Genomic DNA, 17,069 nt, shown 5'->3' on the forward strand with positions numbered 1-17,069 from the left:
GGTGACATCTCCGTGTCGCGAACCCGCGCCGGGACCAAGGAGGCACGGTGCTCGCCCACTCGTCGGCGCTGGCGGCCGGAAGACGGCATTCGGTCGGGCGGCGCGAGGACGGAACCGTTCTCGCCGTGGGTCACGGGGCCGCCGGTGAATGCCGTGTCGAGGACTGGGAGGACGTGGTCGCGGTGGCGGCCGGCAACGTCCACACCGCGAGGAACACGGGCAGCTCCCATACCGTGGGGCTGCGGTCCGACGGCACGGTCCTGGCGACGGGGTGGAACGGCGACGGGCAGTGCGACGTGGCCGGATGGCGGGACGTCACGGCCGTGGCGGCGGGCTGGCGGCGCACGCTCGGGCTGCTCGCGAACGGCCGCGTGGCGGCGGTCGGCCGGAGCGCTGAGGGGGCGTGTGACCTGCGGTCCTGGCGCGAGATGGTCGCCCTCTCGTGCGGTGACTGGCACTCGGTCGGTGTCCGGGCGGACGGTCGCGCCCTGGCCGTGGGGAACGACCGTCGCGGCCAGTGCGCGGTCGAGGGGTGGCGCGGCCTGGTCTCCGTCTCGGCCGGGTACCTCCACACCGTCGGCCTCGGGGCCGACGGGCGGGCCGTCGCGACCGGGGACCGGAGCACCGGAGCGTGCGCGGTCGAGGAGTGGGAGGACGTGGTGGCGCTCGACGCGGGCAGCCACCACTCCGTCGGGGTCACCGCGACCGGGCGCGTCCTCGCTGCGGGGGACAACGGGCACCGACAGTGCGAGGTCGGCCACTGGCGCGACATCGTCGCCGTGGCGGCCGGTTCGACGCACACCCTCGGCCTGCGCGCCGACGGCACGGTCGTGGCCACCGGGAACGACGCCCAGGGGCAGTGCGAGGTCGGCGGCTGGTCCGCGGTCCACGCGCCCGAGCGGTGAGGAGGCCGCCGCCGGGGCGTGTGGCAGGATCATGGACATGACGGATGCGAGGGCGCGGCGCGTCGCCGTGAAGCACGTCGCCACGGTGCGGGCCGCCAGGGGCATGATCCACGCCATGGACGACGACCGGCTCCTCCTGGACCGGGTACGGAGCCTGGAGGTCCACCGGCGCGACACCTTCTTCTCCCTGGGCGCCGTGCGTCCCCTGTCGCGGGTGGAACTGCCGTCGGTGACGCGGGGCACGGTCACGCCCGACGGTGGTTTCGTGCTGTGCGGGGAGTTCCGCGTGTGGTGCCTGGCCCCGGACGGCGCCGCCCGGTGGGAACTGTCCGAGGGGATCTGGCCCGACGGCGTCCGCGGCGACCGGGTTCGGGGCGGCGTGACGGTGAGTCCGGACGGGTCGCTGGCGGCCGTGGTGAAGTCGACGCTCGTCACCGATCCCTCCCTGCCCGCCGCGCGGGTCGGCGACGGTCCCGAGGGGCCCCGGTACGGGCCGGACGTCCTGCTGTTGCTCGACACCGCGACCGGCGAGGTGGTCGGCCGGCAGGCGTTGGACGTCCCGGCACTGCTCACCGCCGGTCACGTGTGGCATCCGGACGGGTCCCGGATCGCCGTGTCCTGCTGGGACTTCTGGGACAGCTGGATCACCTACTGGATGGCACTCGACGGCGACGGCCCGCGGATGCTCGGCCGGACGACGATGGAGGAGGCCACCGGTTTCCTCCCGGGGTCGGGCCGACTGCTCACCGTGCGGCGGGCCGAGGGCTTCGGCGGGGTGCCGGAGGCCGACGAGCTGGCGGCGTACGACACCGAGACGTCCGCGCGCGTGGCGGCGTACGACCTCGGGGACCTGCTCGCCGACCGGGGGAACCCGAGCCTGACGCATCCGTACCCGCTGGACGCCGAGCGGTTCATCCTGAGCATCGGCCCGCGCGCCGGCGACGCGGGCGGGCGCGGCACGCACTGGCTGTGCGACGCGGACACCCTCCGTCCGCACGGCCGTCTCGACTACCCGGAGCACGCGGGCGCCGGCCACACGGTGACCCCCCTCGACGACGGCACCTGGCTCACCCGGCGCGGCAGACGGGTCGACCGCTGGGCCCTGGCCTGAGCCCGACCCGCCGCTACCGCGAGGGGGTGCCGCGTCGGGCCGCCCTACGGGGTCTGCGGGCCGGGTGGTCCGGATCCTCCTCGGCCGTCGGCAGGGCGGCGTGCCCCTCCGAGTGGTCGTTCACCCATCCGCACAGCGGGCAGGCGTATCTGCCGTTCAACCCGGCGATCAGCGTTCCGCACTGCCTGCATTCCGTCTCGGTGATCTCCAGCGCGGACAGAGGAGGTTCCTCGCCGCCGGGCGGGCTCGCCGGTTCCCATCGCGTCATGGGCCCACGCTAGCGCCCCGGCCCGCGGCCGCGCCCAGGGGTCGTGCCCACGCGGTTCACGCTCCCACGTACACGAAGGCGGACCAGCACTCCGGCGACGCGAAGGGCCGTCCCCTCCCCCACAGGCTCAGCGCACGGCGCGAGAGCCCCGGTGGAGCGGCCAGGAGCGCGGGGAACGCGGCCGCCAGCTCGGCGTTGGTGGCGTCCCGCAGCCATCGCTGGGCGCGGCGCAACGCGGCGGCGGGCGGCAGGCCCTCCGTGCGCCATTCCCGGTAGAAGCGGGCGACGAACAGGGCGGTCGCCTGGTCGCCGACGGCCCACAGGGCGGAGATCACGCCTGCCGCCCCCGCCTGGAGGAATCCCGCCGGCAGGCCGATGACCTCGTCGGGGGCGTCCAGCCCGACCAAGGCCGTCTCGCAGGCCGAGAGCACGACGAGGCGGGCGCGGAGGGGGGCGTCGAGCAGGTCCCCGACGGTGAGCCGGTCGTCGGCGAGGAGGATGCCGCTGCGGCGGGGCGCCTCGAAGTCGACCGCCCCGTGGCAGGCCAGGTGGATCACCTGGTGGTCGGCCAGGGCGGCGAGGACCGCTTCGCGGTTCCCCGTCGGGGGCGGAAGACGCAGGGCCGCGGGTGTGAAGTGGCCGATGATCTCGTCGATCTCGGCGCCGGTGAACCTCAGTCGGCGGTCGGGGTCCGGTTCCTGGTCTTCGACGGCGAGCAGCCGGTCCTGCCCGGTCGTCGACGCCAGGTGGTGCGCCGCGTTGTAGGCGGCGGCGCCCGGTGTGTAGGAGAACGTCGTCCGGTCCAGGGCGTGGTCGCCGCGGGGCAGGCGGGCGGCATGGACGGGGAGCAGGCCGAGTGCGCCGAGCGGGACCAGCACGCAGTGTTCGACGGGCCCGACGGCTTCCAGGAGCGGGGCGACGACCGCGGTGCCGAGCCAGTCCAGGGTGGTGGTCAACGCACGCTTCCAGGCCGCGGGTTCGCCGCGCCGTTCGTGGTGGGCCACCAGGAAGGCCGCCGTGCGGTCGTGCAGGGCCTTGGTGGTCAGGTCCGGCAGTTCGACGAAGCGGACGGCGGGCTTCGGTGCGTCGGTGGTGATCAGGGCGTAGCCCCCGCCGGGGGTGGCGGCCAGGTGGACGAGGGGTCCGCCGGCGGAGCGCGCCGCGCGGAAGGCCTCGCCGGCGCCGGTCGGCCGCAGGAAGTCCGAGGCGCCCGGTTGGGCGCGTACCAGGTCGACGGCGGTGCGGAGTTCGGCGCGGGCCGTGTCCATCTCCCGCGCGGGCGTCGAGGCCCGGTCCGGGTCCGGACCTCCGTCGGGCAGGACCGTCGGCCCGGCGGTCGGGCCGGCAGTCGGCCCGGCGGTCGGCCGGGCCAGGAGGGTGCGCACCCGTGCGGCGGCGCGGCGGTAGCGTTCGGCGGGTTCGTCGGGCACGGCGCCGAGATCGGCGCGGTCGAGGCGCAGGGCCTCCTGGAGGAGGACCGCACGGCCCTCCTCCAGGATCTCCACGGCCCGCTCCGGCCGCCCGGTGCGGGCCAGGGCGTAGGCGTGCAGCACGGGGAAGCCACCGCGCAGGCCGAGGAGGAACTCCCGGCTGCCCGGCAGGGCCTGGGCCTCGTACAGGTCGAGGAACCGCTCCCGGGCGGACTCGAAGATCGTCAGCGCGGTCGGCCAGTCCTCGTCCTGGACGGCCAGCCTGCCCAGTTCGGCTTCGAGCATGGCGGAGAGCAGCGGGGGCAGGTCGGGCAGCGCCCGCTGGTCGGCGAGGGTCGAACGGGCGTCCCATCGGGCGGAGGGGTCGGGGGTGGTGCGGTCTCGGTGTGCGTCGATCATGGCGCGGGCCAGCCGTGCCATCGGGGTGTCGAGCCCGTCGAGGAGTTCGCCGGCGAGGCGGATCCCCGTCGCGTCGGGCACGGAGGCGTGCACCAGGGCCGCGGACTCGCGCAGGTCCTGGGTGGGAAGGCCGGCCTCGTCCGCCAGGCGCAGGACGGCCGTGACCATCGAGCGGGAGCGTGCCAGATCGGCGTCGGCGCGCAGCAGTCGGTGGCGCTGGGTCAGCGCATGGGCCAGGGCGAACGCGGTGTGCGCGGTCTCGGAGGTCAGGGGGTCGTGCTCCGACGCGGTGGTCGCGGGTTCCTCGTCCTCGGTGAGGGTGTGTCCGGGTTCGAGAGCCGTACGCAGTCCGACGGGCAGGCACGCCTCCAGCAGTTCGACGGCGGCGGTGGCGTCCTCGGCGCTGCGGTTCTGGTCGGAGCGCAGGAGCAGCAGTTGCGCGAGCCTCTCGCGGGCGATGGCGGGGGCATCCGCCCGCGCGAGGTCGCCTTCGCCCAGGACGATCGCGCGTTCCAGGTCGACGTCGGCTCCGGAGTCCATGGCCCGTACGGACGCCAGGTCGCTCATGCGGCGCCTCAGCGCCTCCTCGAACCCGTCCAGCTCGGCCGGGTCCACTCCTTCGACGCCCCGGAGGCCGACGCCGGCCAGGAGTGCGCCTCGCAGTGCGGTGAGGGTGCCGTCGGCGAGCCGGCCGCGCCGGTCGCGGGGCGACACCGAGTCGTACCGGGACAGCACGACGGAGGCCACCTCGGGCAGCCGGAAGAAGGGGGTGGCGGGATCGTGGACCACCTCGTCCAGCAGGCGCGCGCCGCGCGGCGCGTCCGGCTCCGCGCCCCGGTCGCCTCCGGCGCGTCGTTCCAGCAGGGCGTCGGCGAGTTGGAGCCGGATCATCGCGGGTTCCGGCGGTCGGCGGCGGCGACGGATCCTCATGCGGTGCCCCCTTCGGCGGGCCGGTCGCGTTCGATCATCCACTTCAGCGCCGTGGCGGCGTCGGGCGGGTCGGCGGCACCCGGCGCGGTCACCTCGGCGAGGGTGGTCTCCAGGAGCTCGATCTGGCGATCCAGGTCCTCGGGGTCGCCCGTCAGCAGATGGCGTGTGCGCAGGGCGTAGGCGAGGTTGCCGCGCAGCCTGGGCAGTTCGCGGTTGATGTCCCGCTCGGGCGGGAGGGTCAACAGCTCCTCGAAGAGGGTGACCGCCTTGTCCAGGTGGTCCTTCACCGCGCGCTCCGCGTGTTCGGTGCCCTGCGGGTCGAGGTGCGCGTCGGCGGCCACGGCCTCTGCCCGGTCCACGAGGGCGTCGGCGAGGACGGCTCTGGTCTCGAAGCGGTGCTCGGGGGTGGTCTCTTCGAGGGCGAGCGCTTCCGTGGCCGCCCGGACGGCCCCGTCGAGGTCCTCGGTCCGGCCCCGGCGTTCGAACAGTTCGTGCTTCAGGTCGGCCATCGAGACCAGGCAGATGCTCCGGTTCACCGGCATCAGGACCGGGTCGACCAGCGCCACGACGTATGCCTCCTCGGCGGCGTCCAGGTCTCCGGGGTCCAGGGTCAGCTCGTAGCGGCGGGCCCGTACGGCGCCGAGGTCCACCAACGCCACGTTGCGGTAGGGCGGGGCTTCGGCGAGTGCGTCGAGCGAGGAGGTCAGCAGGGTTTCGGCCAGGTCGAGGTCCTCCACGGCCTCGGCCCCCGCCCGCAGGTAGCTGCGGTCACGCAGCAGGCGGGCGACGTCCAGCGCCGACCGGGCGGCGGTCATGCCGTGCCCCGCCCGCACGGACCGCTGATGGGCGCTGAGTCCCGCTTCGATCGCCCGGTCGAGCCACTCGGGGTCGCGGGTGTTGACGAAGAGGGCCGCGAAGGAGGCGCGCTTCCATCGTTCCCCCCAGCTGATCACGTGGTCGGCGGCGCTCAACGGCTCCTCCTGTGCGGGTGGTCCGACGGGTGGTCCGACGCGGTCAGGAAGCGGCTTCGGTGGTGAAGGTCGGGTCGGTCCCCGCCAGGCCGCGCACCAGGTAGGTCGTGAGTCTGGCGCCGGCGCGTCGCTCGTCGTCGGGGTCGGTCGGGACGGGCCACCGCAGCCGCCGGTAGAGCAGGTGCCGGTGCAGGTCCACGCCGGCTTCGAGGAGGTCGGCGTAGACGACGGCGCGGCCGGGGAGCCACCACCGGTGCGTCGCCAGGGCGAGCAGGAGACCGATGGGGATCGCCCACGGGTTCCAGTAGCCGAACGCGACGAAGCCCAGCCCCCAGATCACGGTGGCGACCGATCGGTCGAGCGCCGCCCGGGCCTCGGCCAGCGCCAGGCGGTCCTCTTCCGGCAGGCTCAGCCACAGGTGGGGCCAGAGCGCCACGACGTCCAGGCCGTACTTGTCCCGGGGGCGGGTCTCGGCGGTCCGCAGGACGTTGCCGACGCGGGTCGGCATGCGCAGTTCCTCCCGGCCCGGGTCGCGGTTGAGTCGGGCGTCCAACGCGGCGTAGCGGGCCCGTTGCGGCGCGCTGGCCCTGCCGTCGTGGACGGGACGGGCGAGTTCCTGGCGTTCCTCTTCCCACTTCTCCACCTGCGCGGTCCGCTTGGCGGTGCGGGCCGCGCGCAGGCGCTTGGGCCCGTATCCCTGCAACAGGCGCAGGACGGGCCGGGTCAGCAGGCGTACCAGGAGGGTGCTCGCGTACACGCCGATGAACACCATCGCGACGAGGACGATCACGGCGAGGACGGGCAGCTCCTGCACCAGGGCGGCGAGCCGTTTCAGTTCGCCGGGGCCGCCGTGCGCGGACAGCCAGGCGAGCCCTCCGCCGGTCCAGAACACCAGGCCCGGTCCGAGGGCGGTCATGCCACGGTCGACCAGATGGCCGACGACGGTCTCGCCGATGGTGTCGATCACGTGGTCACCAGTTCCAGCGGAACGCCGTGGGTGCGGCACTCGGGTACGGAATCGGAGAGGCGCATGCGGAACCAGACCTTGTCACCCGCGACCGGGCAGGCGTAGCGCTGTGCCTCGACACCGGTGCCGTCCCCGGCCGGTCGCTCGTATTCCCCCGCCCGCTCCGGCTCGTCCGGCGCGACCTCGGGCGGCAGCCGGTCGGGGTGTGCCAGCACGGCCGCCGCCCAGTCGAGCAGGGCCGGCTTGGCCGCGAGCAGGTCGGTGAGTTCCTCGTCGACGAGCTCCGGCTCCTGTCCGTCGGCGATCAGCCGGGCCAGGTCCGCGTCCAGGGCGGCCGCCTCGTCCTCGGTCACCGTCCCGGCCTCGACGAGGCGCGTCAGCGATCCCCTCAACAGGCTTGCGATCTCGACCAGTTCACCCGACTCACCGGACTCGCCGGGCTCACTCGACTCGCTCGCTGTGGTCTCTTCGGTCGACTCGCTCGGTTCGCTCGGTTCGCTCATGGTTCCCCCGTCTCGGAGACCTCGGCCGGGCGGCCTCGACGGATCCGGTACCGGCATATCGCCCGCACGTCCCCCGAACCCCGACCGACGGGCGGCCTCCCCCCTCGGAACGCCGCCGCGCAGGTGACCCTCTACCCGGCCGACAAGGCCGGCAATCGATGCCGGAGGGCCGGAAATACACCCATGCGAAAATATGGCCGCCCCGCCTGCCGGAACGACGCTAGAGCCCCCTGAGGGCCCCCATCGCCTCGCGTTCGACGCGCGCGAGTTCACGGAGACGGGAGCCGGCCTCGACGAGGGGGCCGACGTCCCCGGACGCGCCCGCCGCCTCGACGAGCGCGGCCACCTCGGTCCACAGGTTCGCGGCCTCGGCGTACAGGCGGTGGCCGGTGCGCAGGCGGTCGCTGTCGACCAGCTGGGCGCACTCGGCGAGGAAGTCCCGGTAGAGGTTGCGGAACAGGGCGCCGCCCGTACCCGCCCGCTCCATGAGCAGGGCGGTCCGTGACAGGTCCCGCCCCGGATCGTCGCTGCGCCGCAGCCACTTCGGCACCTGCTCGGCGGTCTTCTCGATGCCACGGTGGCCCAGGTTCGCGATGGGCGGGTTCAGGAAGGCCTCGGCGCAGTGCGCGATGGCGGGCAGGATCCGCTCGTGCGGCGACGCCACGGTGCCGGGAGCCGTGAGGGTGAAGGAGCGGTGCCTGGCCGTCATCGGACCGCGCTCGGCCCTGGCCCGGGCCAGGGACGCGAGGCCCGTCGTGACGGCTCCGCCCTGCTGCTCGGTGTCGACCAGGTAGGCGTCCCGCGCGTCGTAGCCGTACATCGCCACGACGTGCCCGCCGAAGTGCGTCCGGGTGTCGAAGTAGTCCAGGTGGTAACTGTCGAGCTGGAGGCCGACCGGTCGGCCGGCGTCGATGGGCGCGGTCACGTTGCGCCATGCCTTGCTCGGGGAGGAGGTCTCCGCGACGAGCAGTTCGAGCCCGAGCGCTGCGGCCAGGTTCCTGGTGAGCTCGAAGGGCTTGACCCGGCCTCCGAGGAAGGGGAAGTCCATCCCCTTGGCGTCCCAGTAGACGAAGGACAGTCCGGAGCCGAGGCCGAAGATCATGGGCTCGGAGAGGTCGATGCCCTCGTGGCGGAGCAGCACGCCGAGCGCGGTCGTCTCGCAGTGCAGTGCTCCGCGGGCGTCGACGCCCTCCACCATGGTCATGCCGCTCATTGTGCTCCCTCGCGCGCCCGCCGGGGCCGAGTCCCTTCGGGACACGGGATCGCGGTGCGCGAGCCGTCGTCTCGCGGCCGACCGTCGGGGGTGATGTGGTGCGGGCGGTGCTCAGTGGTGCCAGGGCAGTCGAACCGGCTCGGCCGGCACGCGGCCCGCCACGAGATCGGCGGTCAGTGCGGCCAGGCCGAGCGGGTGGACCGTCTCCTCGGTGGCCGAGAGATCGGCGAGGGGCCACCAGCGGTGACCGGCGTGGTACTTGCTCTCGTGCGCCTCCTGGCCGGTCACGTCGACCCGGTGGCCCGTGGCGCGCAGGTGGAAGAAGACGTCGCGGAAGACGCCGGCGGCCCATCCGAGGTCCGCGTATCCGGAGGTCTCCGCCACCACCGGGCCGAGTGCCTCCGGTGCCACGACCAGGCCCGTCTCCTCGCGCAACTCGCGCGCCGCCGCCCGGGCCAGGCTCTCCCCGGGTTCGACACCGCCTCCGGGCGTGGACCACCCGTGACCGGACGCGGGAGCGTCAGGGTCGACGTGGAACTTCAGCAACAGCAGCCGGTCCCGTTCGTCGAACAGCAGGACACGTGCGGATTCACGGCGGTGACTTCCTTGATCGGACACCTGGGCAGGATAACGGGGCGTGCCGGCCCGGCCCGAGGACGCCCGGCGTGCTCGGACTCGCCGTGCGGGCCGGCTCCCGGTGCGTACGGCCACTGTGGGGCCGTCAGAGGGCCTCCCGGTGTTCGGGGGCGTTGCGGGTCCTCACGCCGGTGACGACGAGCGTGAGTCCTACGGCGATGATGCCGAGGTAGGCGGCGGGCGGGAGGTCGACGATCTTGTGGATCCAGCCCCACTCCGTGCCGAAGAAGGTCCGCGAAACGAAGCTGACGAGCCCCTGGGCCCCTATGACGTAGCCGATGCTCTCGACGGTGTATCCGATGGTCTTTCGCACGGACCAAGCCTCTCGCGCCGGCGCCGCGTGATCGTCCTCCGCAAGACCGAACTCGCGGTAGTCCAAAGGATGCAGTCGTGTGCCGGCAGGCGGGGCGGGGGCGGTCAGAAGACGTCCGTGGTCCAGAGGTGGTACATCTCCTCCGCCGTGTCGAGGGCTTCCTGCGCCCCCTCGCGCCAGGCGCGTCGCGCGGAGTCCGCCGGCACGGCGTCCAGCGCGGCGTGGAGGTCGGCCGGCATCCACGCTCCGCCCCAGTCCCCGAGCTCGGACCGCGGCCCGTCGGCGCTCGGCGGCATCGGGGGGATGACGTGACCCTCGATCCTGAGGATCCTCAGGGCGATCTCGCGCTGGTGCCTCATCAGGTGCCTCGGGGAGCGGATCCCGAAGTGGTCCCGGAGGATGGCGTTCCCGCGCAGGTAGGCGTCCCACGCCACCTCGGCCGCGTCTTGGTCGCGCCAGTCGACGTCGGGGAGCTCCGTGGTGGGGCGCTCGGCCGACGGGACGGCGGGCGGCGCGCTCGCCGCCGACCGGGCTGATCCCACGACGGTGGAGCCGGGCGTCAGCGCCCGGTGTCCGCCGTCCTCGGACTCCGTCTCCACCCAGTCGGTGTGCAACGACTCGCCGGTCATTCCGTCCTCCCCTGCCCGTGCGCGGCCGGCGGTCGGACCGCCGTTCGTCGCCGCGTCGAAAACGTGTCGAAACGCGTTGAAACGTGTCGCCGGTGCCCGGGCCCGCTACTGCGGCGGGGTGCCGTCCCAGCGCCAGGTCGTGAGACGCGCGTGGCCCGGAAGTTCGCCGCGTCCGGTCGCCCACAGGAGGGTCGGCCAGGGATCCGTCGACGTCGGCGCGTGCGGGAAAAGCCGGGCGAGCGTCCGCGCGCACAGATCGGCCGGCGGGTTCCACGCGAGACCGAGCCCCTGCGCCAGGTCGTACGTGTGCACCAGGGTCTCCACGATCCCCATCGCGGCGAATCCCTCGGGGTCGGAGTTGCCGAAGACGTGGTGCGCGCGGGTACGGGCGGGCGTCGTGCGCACCATGGCGACGAGCAGCGCGCCGCTCGCCTCCAGGACCTGGAGGAGGCCGGCGGGACCGGCCGCTCGGTTCGCGTGGATGGCGTTCGCCGGGCCGCCGGGCCGCCGGGGCTCCCACACGAACGGCACGTCGCCGTCCAGGGGCGGTGACTTGGGGCCCAGTTGGGCGGCGTAGGCGAAGAGGTCGTCGCTGAGGTGCTCGACGGTTTCCCAGCAGTCCCATTCCAGCGAGCCGGCCTTGTCCTCCCATGCCGCCGGCGGCGCCTCGCGCAGGACCGCCACGGCGAGTCCCACGGCGAGGTCGAGGTCGTCCGCGGTGACGGGCGGTCGGGAGACGGCGCTATCGGTTGATCGGAGCATGGCAGGACCGTACCCCGAGAGGAGCGATCCGCCGTCGTCTTTTCGATCAGTGCGGCGAGAGGCGCGGGCATCGCTGCGCCTGCTGCCGCGTCAGTCGCCAGACCTGGTCCTCTCCGGTCTCGGCCGGGGCGAGGCGCTCGGCGGGGCGGCGCAGGTGCTCGGTGAACCCGAGGCGGGCCGGGACGGCTCCGCTCGCGTGGTTGGCCCGGTCGTGGACGACCTCGACGTGGTCGACGCCCGCGAGGCGGAAGGCCTGATCCACCAGGGCGCGCGCGGCGCGGGTGGCGACTCCGCGGCCGGTGGCGGCGGGGTGGAGCCAGTAGCCGATCTCACGTCCGTTGTCCGGGGCGCCCTCGCGCCGCAGGAGCCAACAGGGTCCGACGATCGCCCCGTTCAGCACGATCACGTAGGTGAACTCCTCACCGCGCGCCCAGCCCTCCGCACGCCGCGCGAGGAGCGCCGCGGTTCTGGCCGGGGTGTGCTCGGCGACCCAGGCCATCCACGGGCGCAGGTGCTCCAGCGACTCCTCGATGACCCGGAGGAGTTCGGGGAGGTCGCGCTCGACGTCGAAGCGGCGCAGCGTCATGTCGCCCAGGTCGATGACGGGGTGGGGAAGGTCCATGCCGGAAGGATCGTACGAGGTCACCGCGCCGGCAACGGAAATAGGGGCCCGACGGAAGCGGACGGAGGGCCGGGAGCGGTGAGCGGGGAGCCGGAAGCCGTGACCCGGGGGTCCGTTGTCGTAGCGGTGCCCTACGGTCGGGCGGCATGACGACGCTGATCACGTACGCCGGCCCGGGCGCACCGGGTGCCGCGGTCACCCGAATCGGCGGCCTGCCGCTGGCCCCGCCCGGGACGGCGTGGCCGACGTGTGCCGAATGCGGTGGCCCGCTGAGGTTCCTCGCACAGTTCCGCCTGGACGGGACCGGTTCGGTCCTGGCCGGGGGCGGCCGGCGGCGACGGCGGGCGTACGCGTACGTGCTGGCGTTGTTCGCCTGCCAGAACCGCCTCGGCGTGTGCCGGGACTGGAGCGCCGACTCCGGCGCCAACACCGCGCTGCTCCTGCCGGCGCGGGGGCTGCGCCGCCTCGCACGGCCCCGGGGCGGGACCGTCGGCGGCGAGGTCGACGTCGAGAAGCTGCTCCTCGGAGCGACCCACGCCGTCGAGCCGTACGAGGCCGCCGAGGCGGACTACGACGCCGCGTGCGCCGCGTGGGCGGCCCGGACCGGTCGGCCCCGCAACGACGTCCTGGGGCGGTTGGGCGGCCCGCCGGCCTGGCTCCAATGCGACCGGACCCCCGCGTGTCCGGACTGCGCCGAGCCGATGCGCTCGGTCGTCCAACTCCAGGAGGGGCCCGACCCCCTCACCGCCATGAACTTCGGCACGGGCCGCGCCTACGCGTTCGCGTGCGTCCCGTGTGGCGAGGCGGCCTTCCTCTGGCAGTGCTGACGTCCCACCGCCGGACCCCGTACGGCGGCCCGCAGCGGTCCGCGCTCAGCCCCGGCGCGGAACGCCCTCGACCCTCCCGTCCGCCGTGCGGACCCTGACGCGGCCCTCGTCGTACTCCATCGTCACCATGGCGCCGGAGGGCACGACCTGCACCCGGACGCCCGGGCACTCGTCCGTGATCCGACGCACCGCCTCGTCCACGACCGCACCGTCCAACTCGGGCCACTCGCGCTTCTCGAACTCGTCCATCGGGCTCCCCGGGAAAGGCATCGGCAACGGCAGTACGGACACCAGGCTACGGGGCGACGTGACGCGGATCACGGGCGGGGCCGGCCCGCTCCTGTCACGTTCGGGGCGTCCCGGCTGTCCCCTGTTCGTACCCCATTCCAGGAGGAAGACGATGAGAGTCCTGCTCGCCGGCGCCACCGGTGCCATCGGCCGACCGCTGACCCGGGCGCTGCTCGACGGCGGGCACCAGGTGCTGGCTCTCGCCCGCGGCGACGGGTCCGCGGCGATCGTGCGCGGGCTCGGCGCCGAGCCCGTCCGGGCGGACGCGCTCGATCGGGACGGTCTGCTGCGCGCCCTTGACGGTGTCTCGGCCGACGCGGTGATCCACCAGTTGACCGCGCTCAAGTCGCCCAAGCGCAAGCTGACCGCGGACGATCCGAGCAACGTGCTGCGCGAACGCGGCACCACGAACCTGCTGGAGGCGGCGGACGCGGTCGGCGCCGCCCGCTTCCTCACGCAGTCCCTCGTGCTCGGCTACGGATACCGCGACCACGGCGACCGTTTCCTCACCGAGGAGGACCCCTTCGGGGTGCGCGGCGGCACCATCGCCGACCATGTGATCACCGGCCTGTCGGAGGCCGAGGGCCGACTCTTCGAGGCCCGGCACGTGGCGGGCTGCGCCCTGCGCTACGGGGTGTTCCACGGCCCCGGGACCTGGTTCGACCCGACACCGGGGAGCAGGGGCGTCCCCGTTCCGGTGGGTGGGGGCGGCGTCGTGCCGTGGGTCCACGTGGAGGACGCCGCCTCGGCCACCGTCGCGGCACTGGAACACGGGCGGGCGGGCGAGGCGTACAACATCGTCGACGACCGGCCCTCGACGTGGGGCGAGCTCGCCGCGGCGCGTTCGGCGGCGACCGGTGGCCGCGCGGTGCGGCTGCCCGGGTGGGCGCTGCGGATGATGGTCCCGTACCTGGGGGCGCTCATGCTGGACACCCGGCTGCGGGTGTCGGGGGCGAAGGCGGCCCGGGAACTCGGTTGGACCCCGCGCCACCGCGACCACCGGGCGGGCATGGGCGTCGCCTGAGCCGGTGCCCGTGCCCATGCCTGCGCCTGTGCCCGTGCCGGACACCGACGCGCGAACGATGCGAGTGGGGGTCGCCTCATCCGCGGGCCCGGGCCGGGCCGAAGGTTCGGTGAGAGCACCGTCGAGTCGCGCTCCCCACGCCGGTGGAGATCGGCTCCGCGGAAGGAGCGCATCATGAACATCTCACGTACGTGCGGCCGTCGCACGGCGGCGGCGTTCGCGGCCGTGGCCCTTCCCCTGTCCCTCGGGGTCTTCGCCCCGCAGGCCTGGGCGGGGCAGGGCGACGAGCCGTTCGGTTCCGGTTGTGCGGCCGTCCCGAAGCAGGGCGCGGGCAGCTTCACCGCCATGGCGGGGGAACCGGTCGCCACCGCGGCCTCGCACAACCCCGCGCTGTCCACGCTGGTGTCCGCCGCCCGGCAGGCGGGACTCGTGGACACCCTCAACAACGCGAAGGACATCACGCTCTTCGCGCCGACCAACGAGGCGTTCGCGAAGATCCCCAAGGCGGACCTGGACAAGGTGCTGGCGGACAAGGCCAAGCTCACGAAGATCCTGACCTACCACGTGGTGGACCGGACGGTCGACAAGGGAGACCTCGCCGACGGGTCGTTCAAGACGCTGGAGGGCGGCACGCTCACCACCGCCGGATCGGGCGACTCCTACAAGGTCGACGGCGCGGCCACGATCGTCTGCGGGGACGTGGCCACGTCCAACGCCACCGTGCACCTCATCGACACCGTCCTGATGCCGAAGTGACCCCGGCCCCGATCGATGCGGGAACGACGCGCGTTCCCGCATCGGTCCTCCCCCGGTCAAGCTGGTGTGCACGGGGGACAACATGAACACCGAGAACACCGAGAACATCGGAAAAGTCCCCATCGGGAGAAGCCATGTCGACACCGAAGGTACCTCCGGGTGAGACGCCGCCGGCGGAAGGCTCGATCGGATCGGCCCACCGCGAACGCGCGGACGGAGGGATATGGGAACACCCCCGGGCGTTCCTCGTCCCCATCGTGCTCGGATCACTGATGATCGCGGCGTTCTTCATCGCCCGGATCTGGGGCTGGTGAGGAACGCCGCCCCCGCGGGACCCCTCCTGGAAGGGGCGGCCCGCTACTTCTCCGCGGCGGCCCGCAGGACGTCGCAGGTGCGTCAGGCACGGGAGCCGCCCCGGCCGGGCCGGTGTTTTCGAGGGCTCGGGGGTCGACCACCGGCGGTGGGCGCGGTCAGGCGAGGCGGGTGAGAGGACCTCGCCCTTTTCGTCCTCTTGACGATATCGAGGGATTCCGCTTATCGTCATGCTGACGAAATGAAAGGGGTCCTCCTCATGGCCGACATCACGCGGCGCTTCGGCTGGCGCCACCTGCGCTCCGCGCCCACCGCCCACATCCGCCACCACAAGCGCGGACGGCTCGCCCATGACGGACGCGGACTCAGCTTCTGGTACCGATCGCTGTCGGCGGCGCTGTCCGAGGTCCCCGTCGACGACCGGGAACTGGCCATGGCCTTCCACGCCCGTACGGCCGACTTCCAGGACGTCACCGTGCAGGCGACCGTCACCTACCGGATCAGCGACCCGGCCGAGGCCGCGGGCCGGCTCGACTTCTCCATCGACCCGGACACCGGGAGCTGGCGCGGCGCGCCCCTGGAACAGATCTCCACGCTCCTCACCGAGACCGCGCAACAGCACACCCTCGACGTGCTGGCCCGGACCCCCCTGGCCGGCGCGCTGGTGGACGGCGTCGCCTCCGTACGGCAGAGCGTGGCGAGCGGTCTCGCCGACGAGCCCCGGCTCCCGGCCACCGGCATCGAGGTGGTGACCGTACGCGTCGTCGCCATCCGCCCCGAGGCGGAGGTGGAACGGGCCCTGCGGACACCGGCCCGCGAGCAGATCCAGCAGGAGGCGGACCGGGCCACGTACGAACGGCGGGCCGTGGCCGTCGAGCGCGAGCGCGCGATCGCCGAGAACGAGCTGGCGAGTCAGATCGAACTGGCCCGGCGCGAGGAGCAGTTGGTCGAGCAGCGCGGCATCAACTCCCGGCGCGAGGCGGAGGAGAAGGCCGCGGCCGACAGCGTGCGCACGGAGGCCGAGGCGGCGCGCAAGGTCCGGTTGGCCCGCGCCGACGCCGAGGCGGCGCGCGAGACCGGCTCGGCGCGGGCCGAGGCCCAGGCCGCCTGGCTGCGGGTGCACGGCGAGACCGGCTCGGCCACCCTGTACGCCCTGGCCGCCACGCGGCTGGCGGAGAACCTGCCGCGGGTCGACAGCATCACGCTCTCCCCCGACGTCCTGACCGGCCTCCTCGGCAGGCTCGGGCGTCCGGACCCCGGGTCGGACGCGTGAGCCTGGCCCCCCGGGCGGTGCTCGTGCACCGCAGGACCGAGTACGAGGAACTGATGGACCGGCACGGGACGCACGGGCAGGCCGCGTTCTTCCTCTCCAGTCGGGGCCGCTCGATCGACGAGGTCGTCGCCCGTCACGAACGGACCCGACAGGCGCTGCGGGAGGTGGCCGCGGCGGTACCGCTGACCTGGCGGAGCTCCCGGGTGGAGAGGGCGGACCTGGACCGCTTCCTGTTCGCCCCGGAGGACGTGGTGGTCGTGGTCGGACAGGACGGGCTGGTCGCCAACACCGCGAAGTACCTGTCCGGGCAGCCCGTCGTCGGCATCGACACCGAACCGGGGCGCAACCCGGGCGTCCTGGTCCGCCACCGGTCCGCCGACACGGCCGCCCTCCTGCGCGCCGCGTCGGCGGGGGGCCGTACGGACGACCTGACCATGGTCGAGGCCGTCGCCGACGACACCCAGCGGCTGCTCGCCCTGAACGAGATCTACCTGGGCTCGCCCGGCCACCAGACGGCCCGCTACCGTCTGGGGCCCGACGGGGAGCGGGGCGCGGGCGAGGCCCAGGCGTCCTCCGGGGTGCTCGTCGGCACCGGCACCGGCGCCACCGGTTGGCTGCGCTCCCTGTGGCTGGAGCGCGGCGCCACCGCCTCCTTGCCCGCGCCGTGCGAACGGGGGCTCCTGTGGTTCGTGCGCGAGGCCTGGCCCTCGCCGGCGACCGGAACCTCCCGGGTCGCCGGCCGACTGGAAGCGGGGCAGGGGTTGCGGCTGACCGTCGAGTCGGACCGGATCGTGGTCTTCGGCGACGGGATGGAGGCCGACGCCCTGCACCTGACCTGGGGCCAGAGCGTGCGGCTGGGCGTCGCGGGGACGTCACTGCGCCTGCTGACGTGAGCGCCCCGGACCGGCTCCGGGTGCGCCGGGACAGGCG

General features: G+C 73.9%; 20 protein-coding genes. 8 read left to right on the forward strand and 12 right to left on the reverse strand.

All coding sequences use genetic code 11. From position 1 onward, the window contains the following. Window positions 1-47: 47 nt before the first annotated feature. Together AB0D01_RS25935 and AB0D01_RS25940 are read left to right on the forward strand one after the other, a co-directional pair. Window positions 48-905: a chromosome condensation regulator gene (locus AB0D01_RS25935; protein WP_363059231.1), complete on the forward strand. Its 858-nt coding sequence runs from the start codon at window positions 48-50 to the stop codon at window positions 903-905. A 37-nt stretch (window positions 906-942) separates the two neighbouring features. After that, window positions 943-2,016, forward strand: a complete 1,074-nt coding sequence (locus tag AB0D01_RS25940; protein WP_363059232.1) for a hypothetical protein — start codon at window positions 943-945, stop codon at window positions 2,014-2,016. Window positions 2,017-2,029: 13 nt separating this feature from the next. Here the strand turns inward: AB0D01_RS25940 and AB0D01_RS25945 are convergent, their stop codons facing one another. From AB0D01_RS25945 to AB0D01_RS25995, 11 genes are all read right to left on the reverse strand, one after another. After that, window positions 2,030-2,284 (reverse strand): hypothetical protein, encoded by a 255-nt coding sequence (locus AB0D01_RS25945; protein ID WP_363059234.1) that lies wholly within the window; start codon window positions 2,282-2,284, stop codon window positions 2,030-2,032. 56 nt (window positions 2,285-2,340) lie between these two features. After that, window positions 2,341-5,043, reverse strand: coding sequence for a CHAT domain-containing protein (locus tag AB0D01_RS25950; RefSeq protein WP_363059236.1), 2,703 nt, complete (start codon window positions 5,041-5,043; stop codon window positions 2,341-2,343). Next, the gene (locus tag AB0D01_RS25955; RefSeq protein ID WP_363059238.1) at window positions 5,040-6,014 is read right to left on the reverse strand and encodes a hypothetical protein; all 975 of its coding nucleotides are present in this window, start codon (window positions 6,012-6,014) and stop codon (window positions 5,040-5,042) included. Before AB0D01_RS25955 ends, AB0D01_RS25950 begins: the two co-directional genes overlap by 4 nt. A 43-nt stretch (window positions 6,015-6,057) precedes the next feature. After that, window positions 6,058-6,981 carry a hypothetical protein gene (locus AB0D01_RS25960; protein WP_363059240.1) on the reverse strand — a complete coding sequence of 308 codons (924 nt, stop codon included), beginning with the start codon at window positions 6,979-6,981 and terminating at the stop codon, window positions 6,058-6,060. Beyond that, window positions 6,978-7,484 (reverse strand): hypothetical protein, encoded by a 507-nt coding sequence (locus tag AB0D01_RS25965; RefSeq protein ID WP_363059242.1) that lies wholly within the window; start codon window positions 7,482-7,484, stop codon window positions 6,978-6,980. Before AB0D01_RS25965 ends, AB0D01_RS25960 begins: the two co-directional genes overlap by 4 nt. Window positions 7,485-7,704: 220 nt before the next feature. Next, on the reverse strand, window positions 7,705-8,688 hold the full coding sequence (locus AB0D01_RS25970; RefSeq protein WP_363059244.1) for a BtrH N-terminal domain-containing protein: 984 nt from the start codon (window positions 8,686-8,688) through the stop codon (window positions 7,705-7,707). A gap of 120 nt (window positions 8,689-8,808) precedes the next feature. Continuing rightward, on the reverse strand, window positions 8,809-9,315 hold the full coding sequence (locus tag AB0D01_RS25975) for an NUDIX domain-containing protein (RefSeq protein ID WP_363059246.1): 507 nt from the start codon (window positions 9,313-9,315) through the stop codon (window positions 8,809-8,811). 103 nt (window positions 9,316-9,418) lie between these two features. Next, window positions 9,419-9,646, reverse strand: coding sequence for a hypothetical protein (locus AB0D01_RS25980; RefSeq protein WP_363059248.1), 228 nt, complete (start codon window positions 9,644-9,646; stop codon window positions 9,419-9,421). 104 nt (window positions 9,647-9,750) lie between these two features. Beyond that, window positions 9,751-10,275 carry a hypothetical protein gene (locus tag AB0D01_RS25985; protein WP_363059250.1) on the reverse strand — a complete coding sequence of 175 codons (525 nt, stop codon included), beginning with the start codon at window positions 10,273-10,275 and terminating at the stop codon, window positions 9,751-9,753. A 105-nt stretch (window positions 10,276-10,380) separates the two neighbouring features. Continuing rightward, a complete protein-coding gene (locus AB0D01_RS25990) occupies window positions 10,381-11,037 on the reverse strand; it encodes a hypothetical protein (protein WP_363059252.1) in 657 nt (218 codons plus the stop codon). Window positions 11,038-11,083: 46 nt separating this feature from the next. Continuing rightward, entirely contained in the window at window positions 11,084-11,659 is a 576-nt protein-coding gene (locus AB0D01_RS25995; protein ID WP_363059254.1) for a GNAT family N-acetyltransferase, read from the reverse strand. A gap of 146 nt (window positions 11,660-11,805) precedes the next feature. Between AB0D01_RS25995 and AB0D01_RS26000 the strand changes: the two genes are divergently transcribed. Continuing rightward, entirely contained in the window at window positions 11,806-12,486 is a 681-nt protein-coding gene (locus AB0D01_RS26000) for a hypothetical protein (RefSeq protein WP_363059256.1), read from the forward strand. A 45-nt stretch (window positions 12,487-12,531) separates the two neighbouring features. Here the strand turns inward: AB0D01_RS26000 and AB0D01_RS26005 are convergent, their stop codons facing one another. Next, on the reverse strand, window positions 12,532-12,735 hold the full coding sequence (locus AB0D01_RS26005) for a hypothetical protein (RefSeq protein WP_363059258.1): 204 nt from the start codon (window positions 12,733-12,735) through the stop codon (window positions 12,532-12,534). 151 nt (window positions 12,736-12,886) lie between these two features. Here AB0D01_RS26005 and AB0D01_RS26010 point away from each other — a divergent pair, with 151 nt between their 5' ends. The 5 genes from AB0D01_RS26010 to AB0D01_RS26030 all read left to right on the forward strand — a co-directional run bounded on the left by AB0D01_RS26010 (window position 12,887) and on the right by AB0D01_RS26030 (window position 17,032). Then, entirely contained in the window at window positions 12,887-13,798 is a 912-nt protein-coding gene (locus tag AB0D01_RS26010; RefSeq protein WP_363059260.1) for an NAD(P)-dependent oxidoreductase, read from the forward strand. A 174-nt stretch (window positions 13,799-13,972) separates the two neighbouring features. After that, window positions 13,973-14,554 carry a fasciclin domain-containing protein gene (locus AB0D01_RS26015; protein WP_363059262.1) on the forward strand — a complete coding sequence of 194 codons (582 nt, stop codon included), beginning with the start codon at window positions 13,973-13,975 and terminating at the stop codon, window positions 14,552-14,554. Window positions 14,555-14,688: 134 nt separating this feature from the next. Continuing rightward, window positions 14,689-14,868: a DUF6480 family protein gene (locus tag AB0D01_RS26020; protein WP_363059264.1), complete on the forward strand. Its 180-nt coding sequence runs from the start codon at window positions 14,689-14,691 to the stop codon at window positions 14,866-14,868. Between the two features lie 257 nt (window positions 14,869-15,125). Further along, a complete protein-coding gene (locus AB0D01_RS26025) occupies window positions 15,126-16,139 on the forward strand; it encodes an SPFH domain-containing protein (protein ID WP_363059266.1) in 1,014 nt (337 codons plus the stop codon). Further along, a complete protein-coding gene (locus AB0D01_RS26030) occupies window positions 16,136-17,032 on the forward strand; it encodes a hypothetical protein (protein WP_363059268.1) in 897 nt (298 codons plus the stop codon). The genes AB0D01_RS26025 and AB0D01_RS26030 overlap by 4 nt, the downstream gene beginning before the upstream one ends. The last annotated feature ends 37 nt before the right edge of the window (window positions 17,033-17,069 follow it).

Origin of the sequence: Streptomyces sp. NPDC048606, from assembly GCF_040650855.1 — a bacterium.
Taxonomy (GTDB): Bacteria; Actinomycetota; Actinomycetes; order Streptomycetales; family Streptomycetaceae; genus Streptomyces.

Bases quoted from the DNA above. Each gene is read 5' to 3' on its own strand.
- AB0D01_RS25995 (WP_363059254.1), bottom strand. From the start codon at position 11,659: ATGGACCTTCCCCACCCCGTCATCGACCTGGGCGACATGACGCTGCGC.
- AB0D01_RS26000 (WP_363059256.1), top strand. From the start codon at position 11,806: ATGACGACGCTGATCACGTACGCCGGCCCGGGCGCACCGGGTGCCGCG.
- AB0D01_RS25940 (WP_363059232.1), top strand. From the start codon at position 943: ATGACGGATGCGAGGGCGCGGCGCGTCGCCGTGAAGCACGTCGCCACG.
- AB0D01_RS25970 (WP_363059244.1), bottom strand. From the start codon at position 8,688: ATGACCATGGTGGAGGGCGTCGACGCCCGCGGAGCACTGCACTGCGAG.
- AB0D01_RS26005 (WP_363059258.1), bottom strand. From the start codon at position 12,735: ATGGACGAGTTCGAGAAGCGCGAGTGGCCCGAGTTGGACGGTGCGGTC.
- AB0D01_RS26015 (WP_363059262.1), top strand. From the start codon at position 13,973: ATGAACATCTCACGTACGTGCGGCCGTCGCACGGCGGCGGCGTTCGCG.
- AB0D01_RS25950 (WP_363059236.1), bottom strand. From the start codon at position 5,043: ATGAGGATCCGTCGCCGCCGCCGACCGCCGGAACCCGCGATGATCCGG.
- AB0D01_RS26025 (WP_363059266.1), top strand. From the start codon at position 15,126: ATGGCCGACATCACGCGGCGCTTCGGCTGGCGCCACCTGCGCTCCGCG.
- AB0D01_RS26020 (WP_363059264.1), top strand. From the start codon at position 14,689: ATGTCGACACCGAAGGTACCTCCGGGTGAGACGCCGCCGGCGGAAGGC.
- AB0D01_RS25985 (WP_363059250.1), bottom strand. From the start codon at position 10,275: ATGACCGGCGAGTCGTTGCACACCGACTGGGTGGAGACGGAGTCCGAG.
- AB0D01_RS26010 (WP_363059260.1), top strand. From the start codon at position 12,887: ATGAGAGTCCTGCTCGCCGGCGCCACCGGTGCCATCGGCCGACCGCTG.
- AB0D01_RS25945 (WP_363059234.1), bottom strand. From the start codon at position 2,284: ATGACGCGATGGGAACCGGCGAGCCCGCCCGGCGGCGAGGAACCTCCT.
- AB0D01_RS25965 (WP_363059242.1), bottom strand. From the start codon at position 7,484: ATGAGCGAACCGAGCGAACCGAGCGAGTCGACCGAAGAGACCACAGCG.
- AB0D01_RS25990 (WP_363059252.1), bottom strand. From the start codon at position 11,037: ATGCTCCGATCAACCGATAGCGCCGTCTCCCGACCGCCCGTCACCGCG.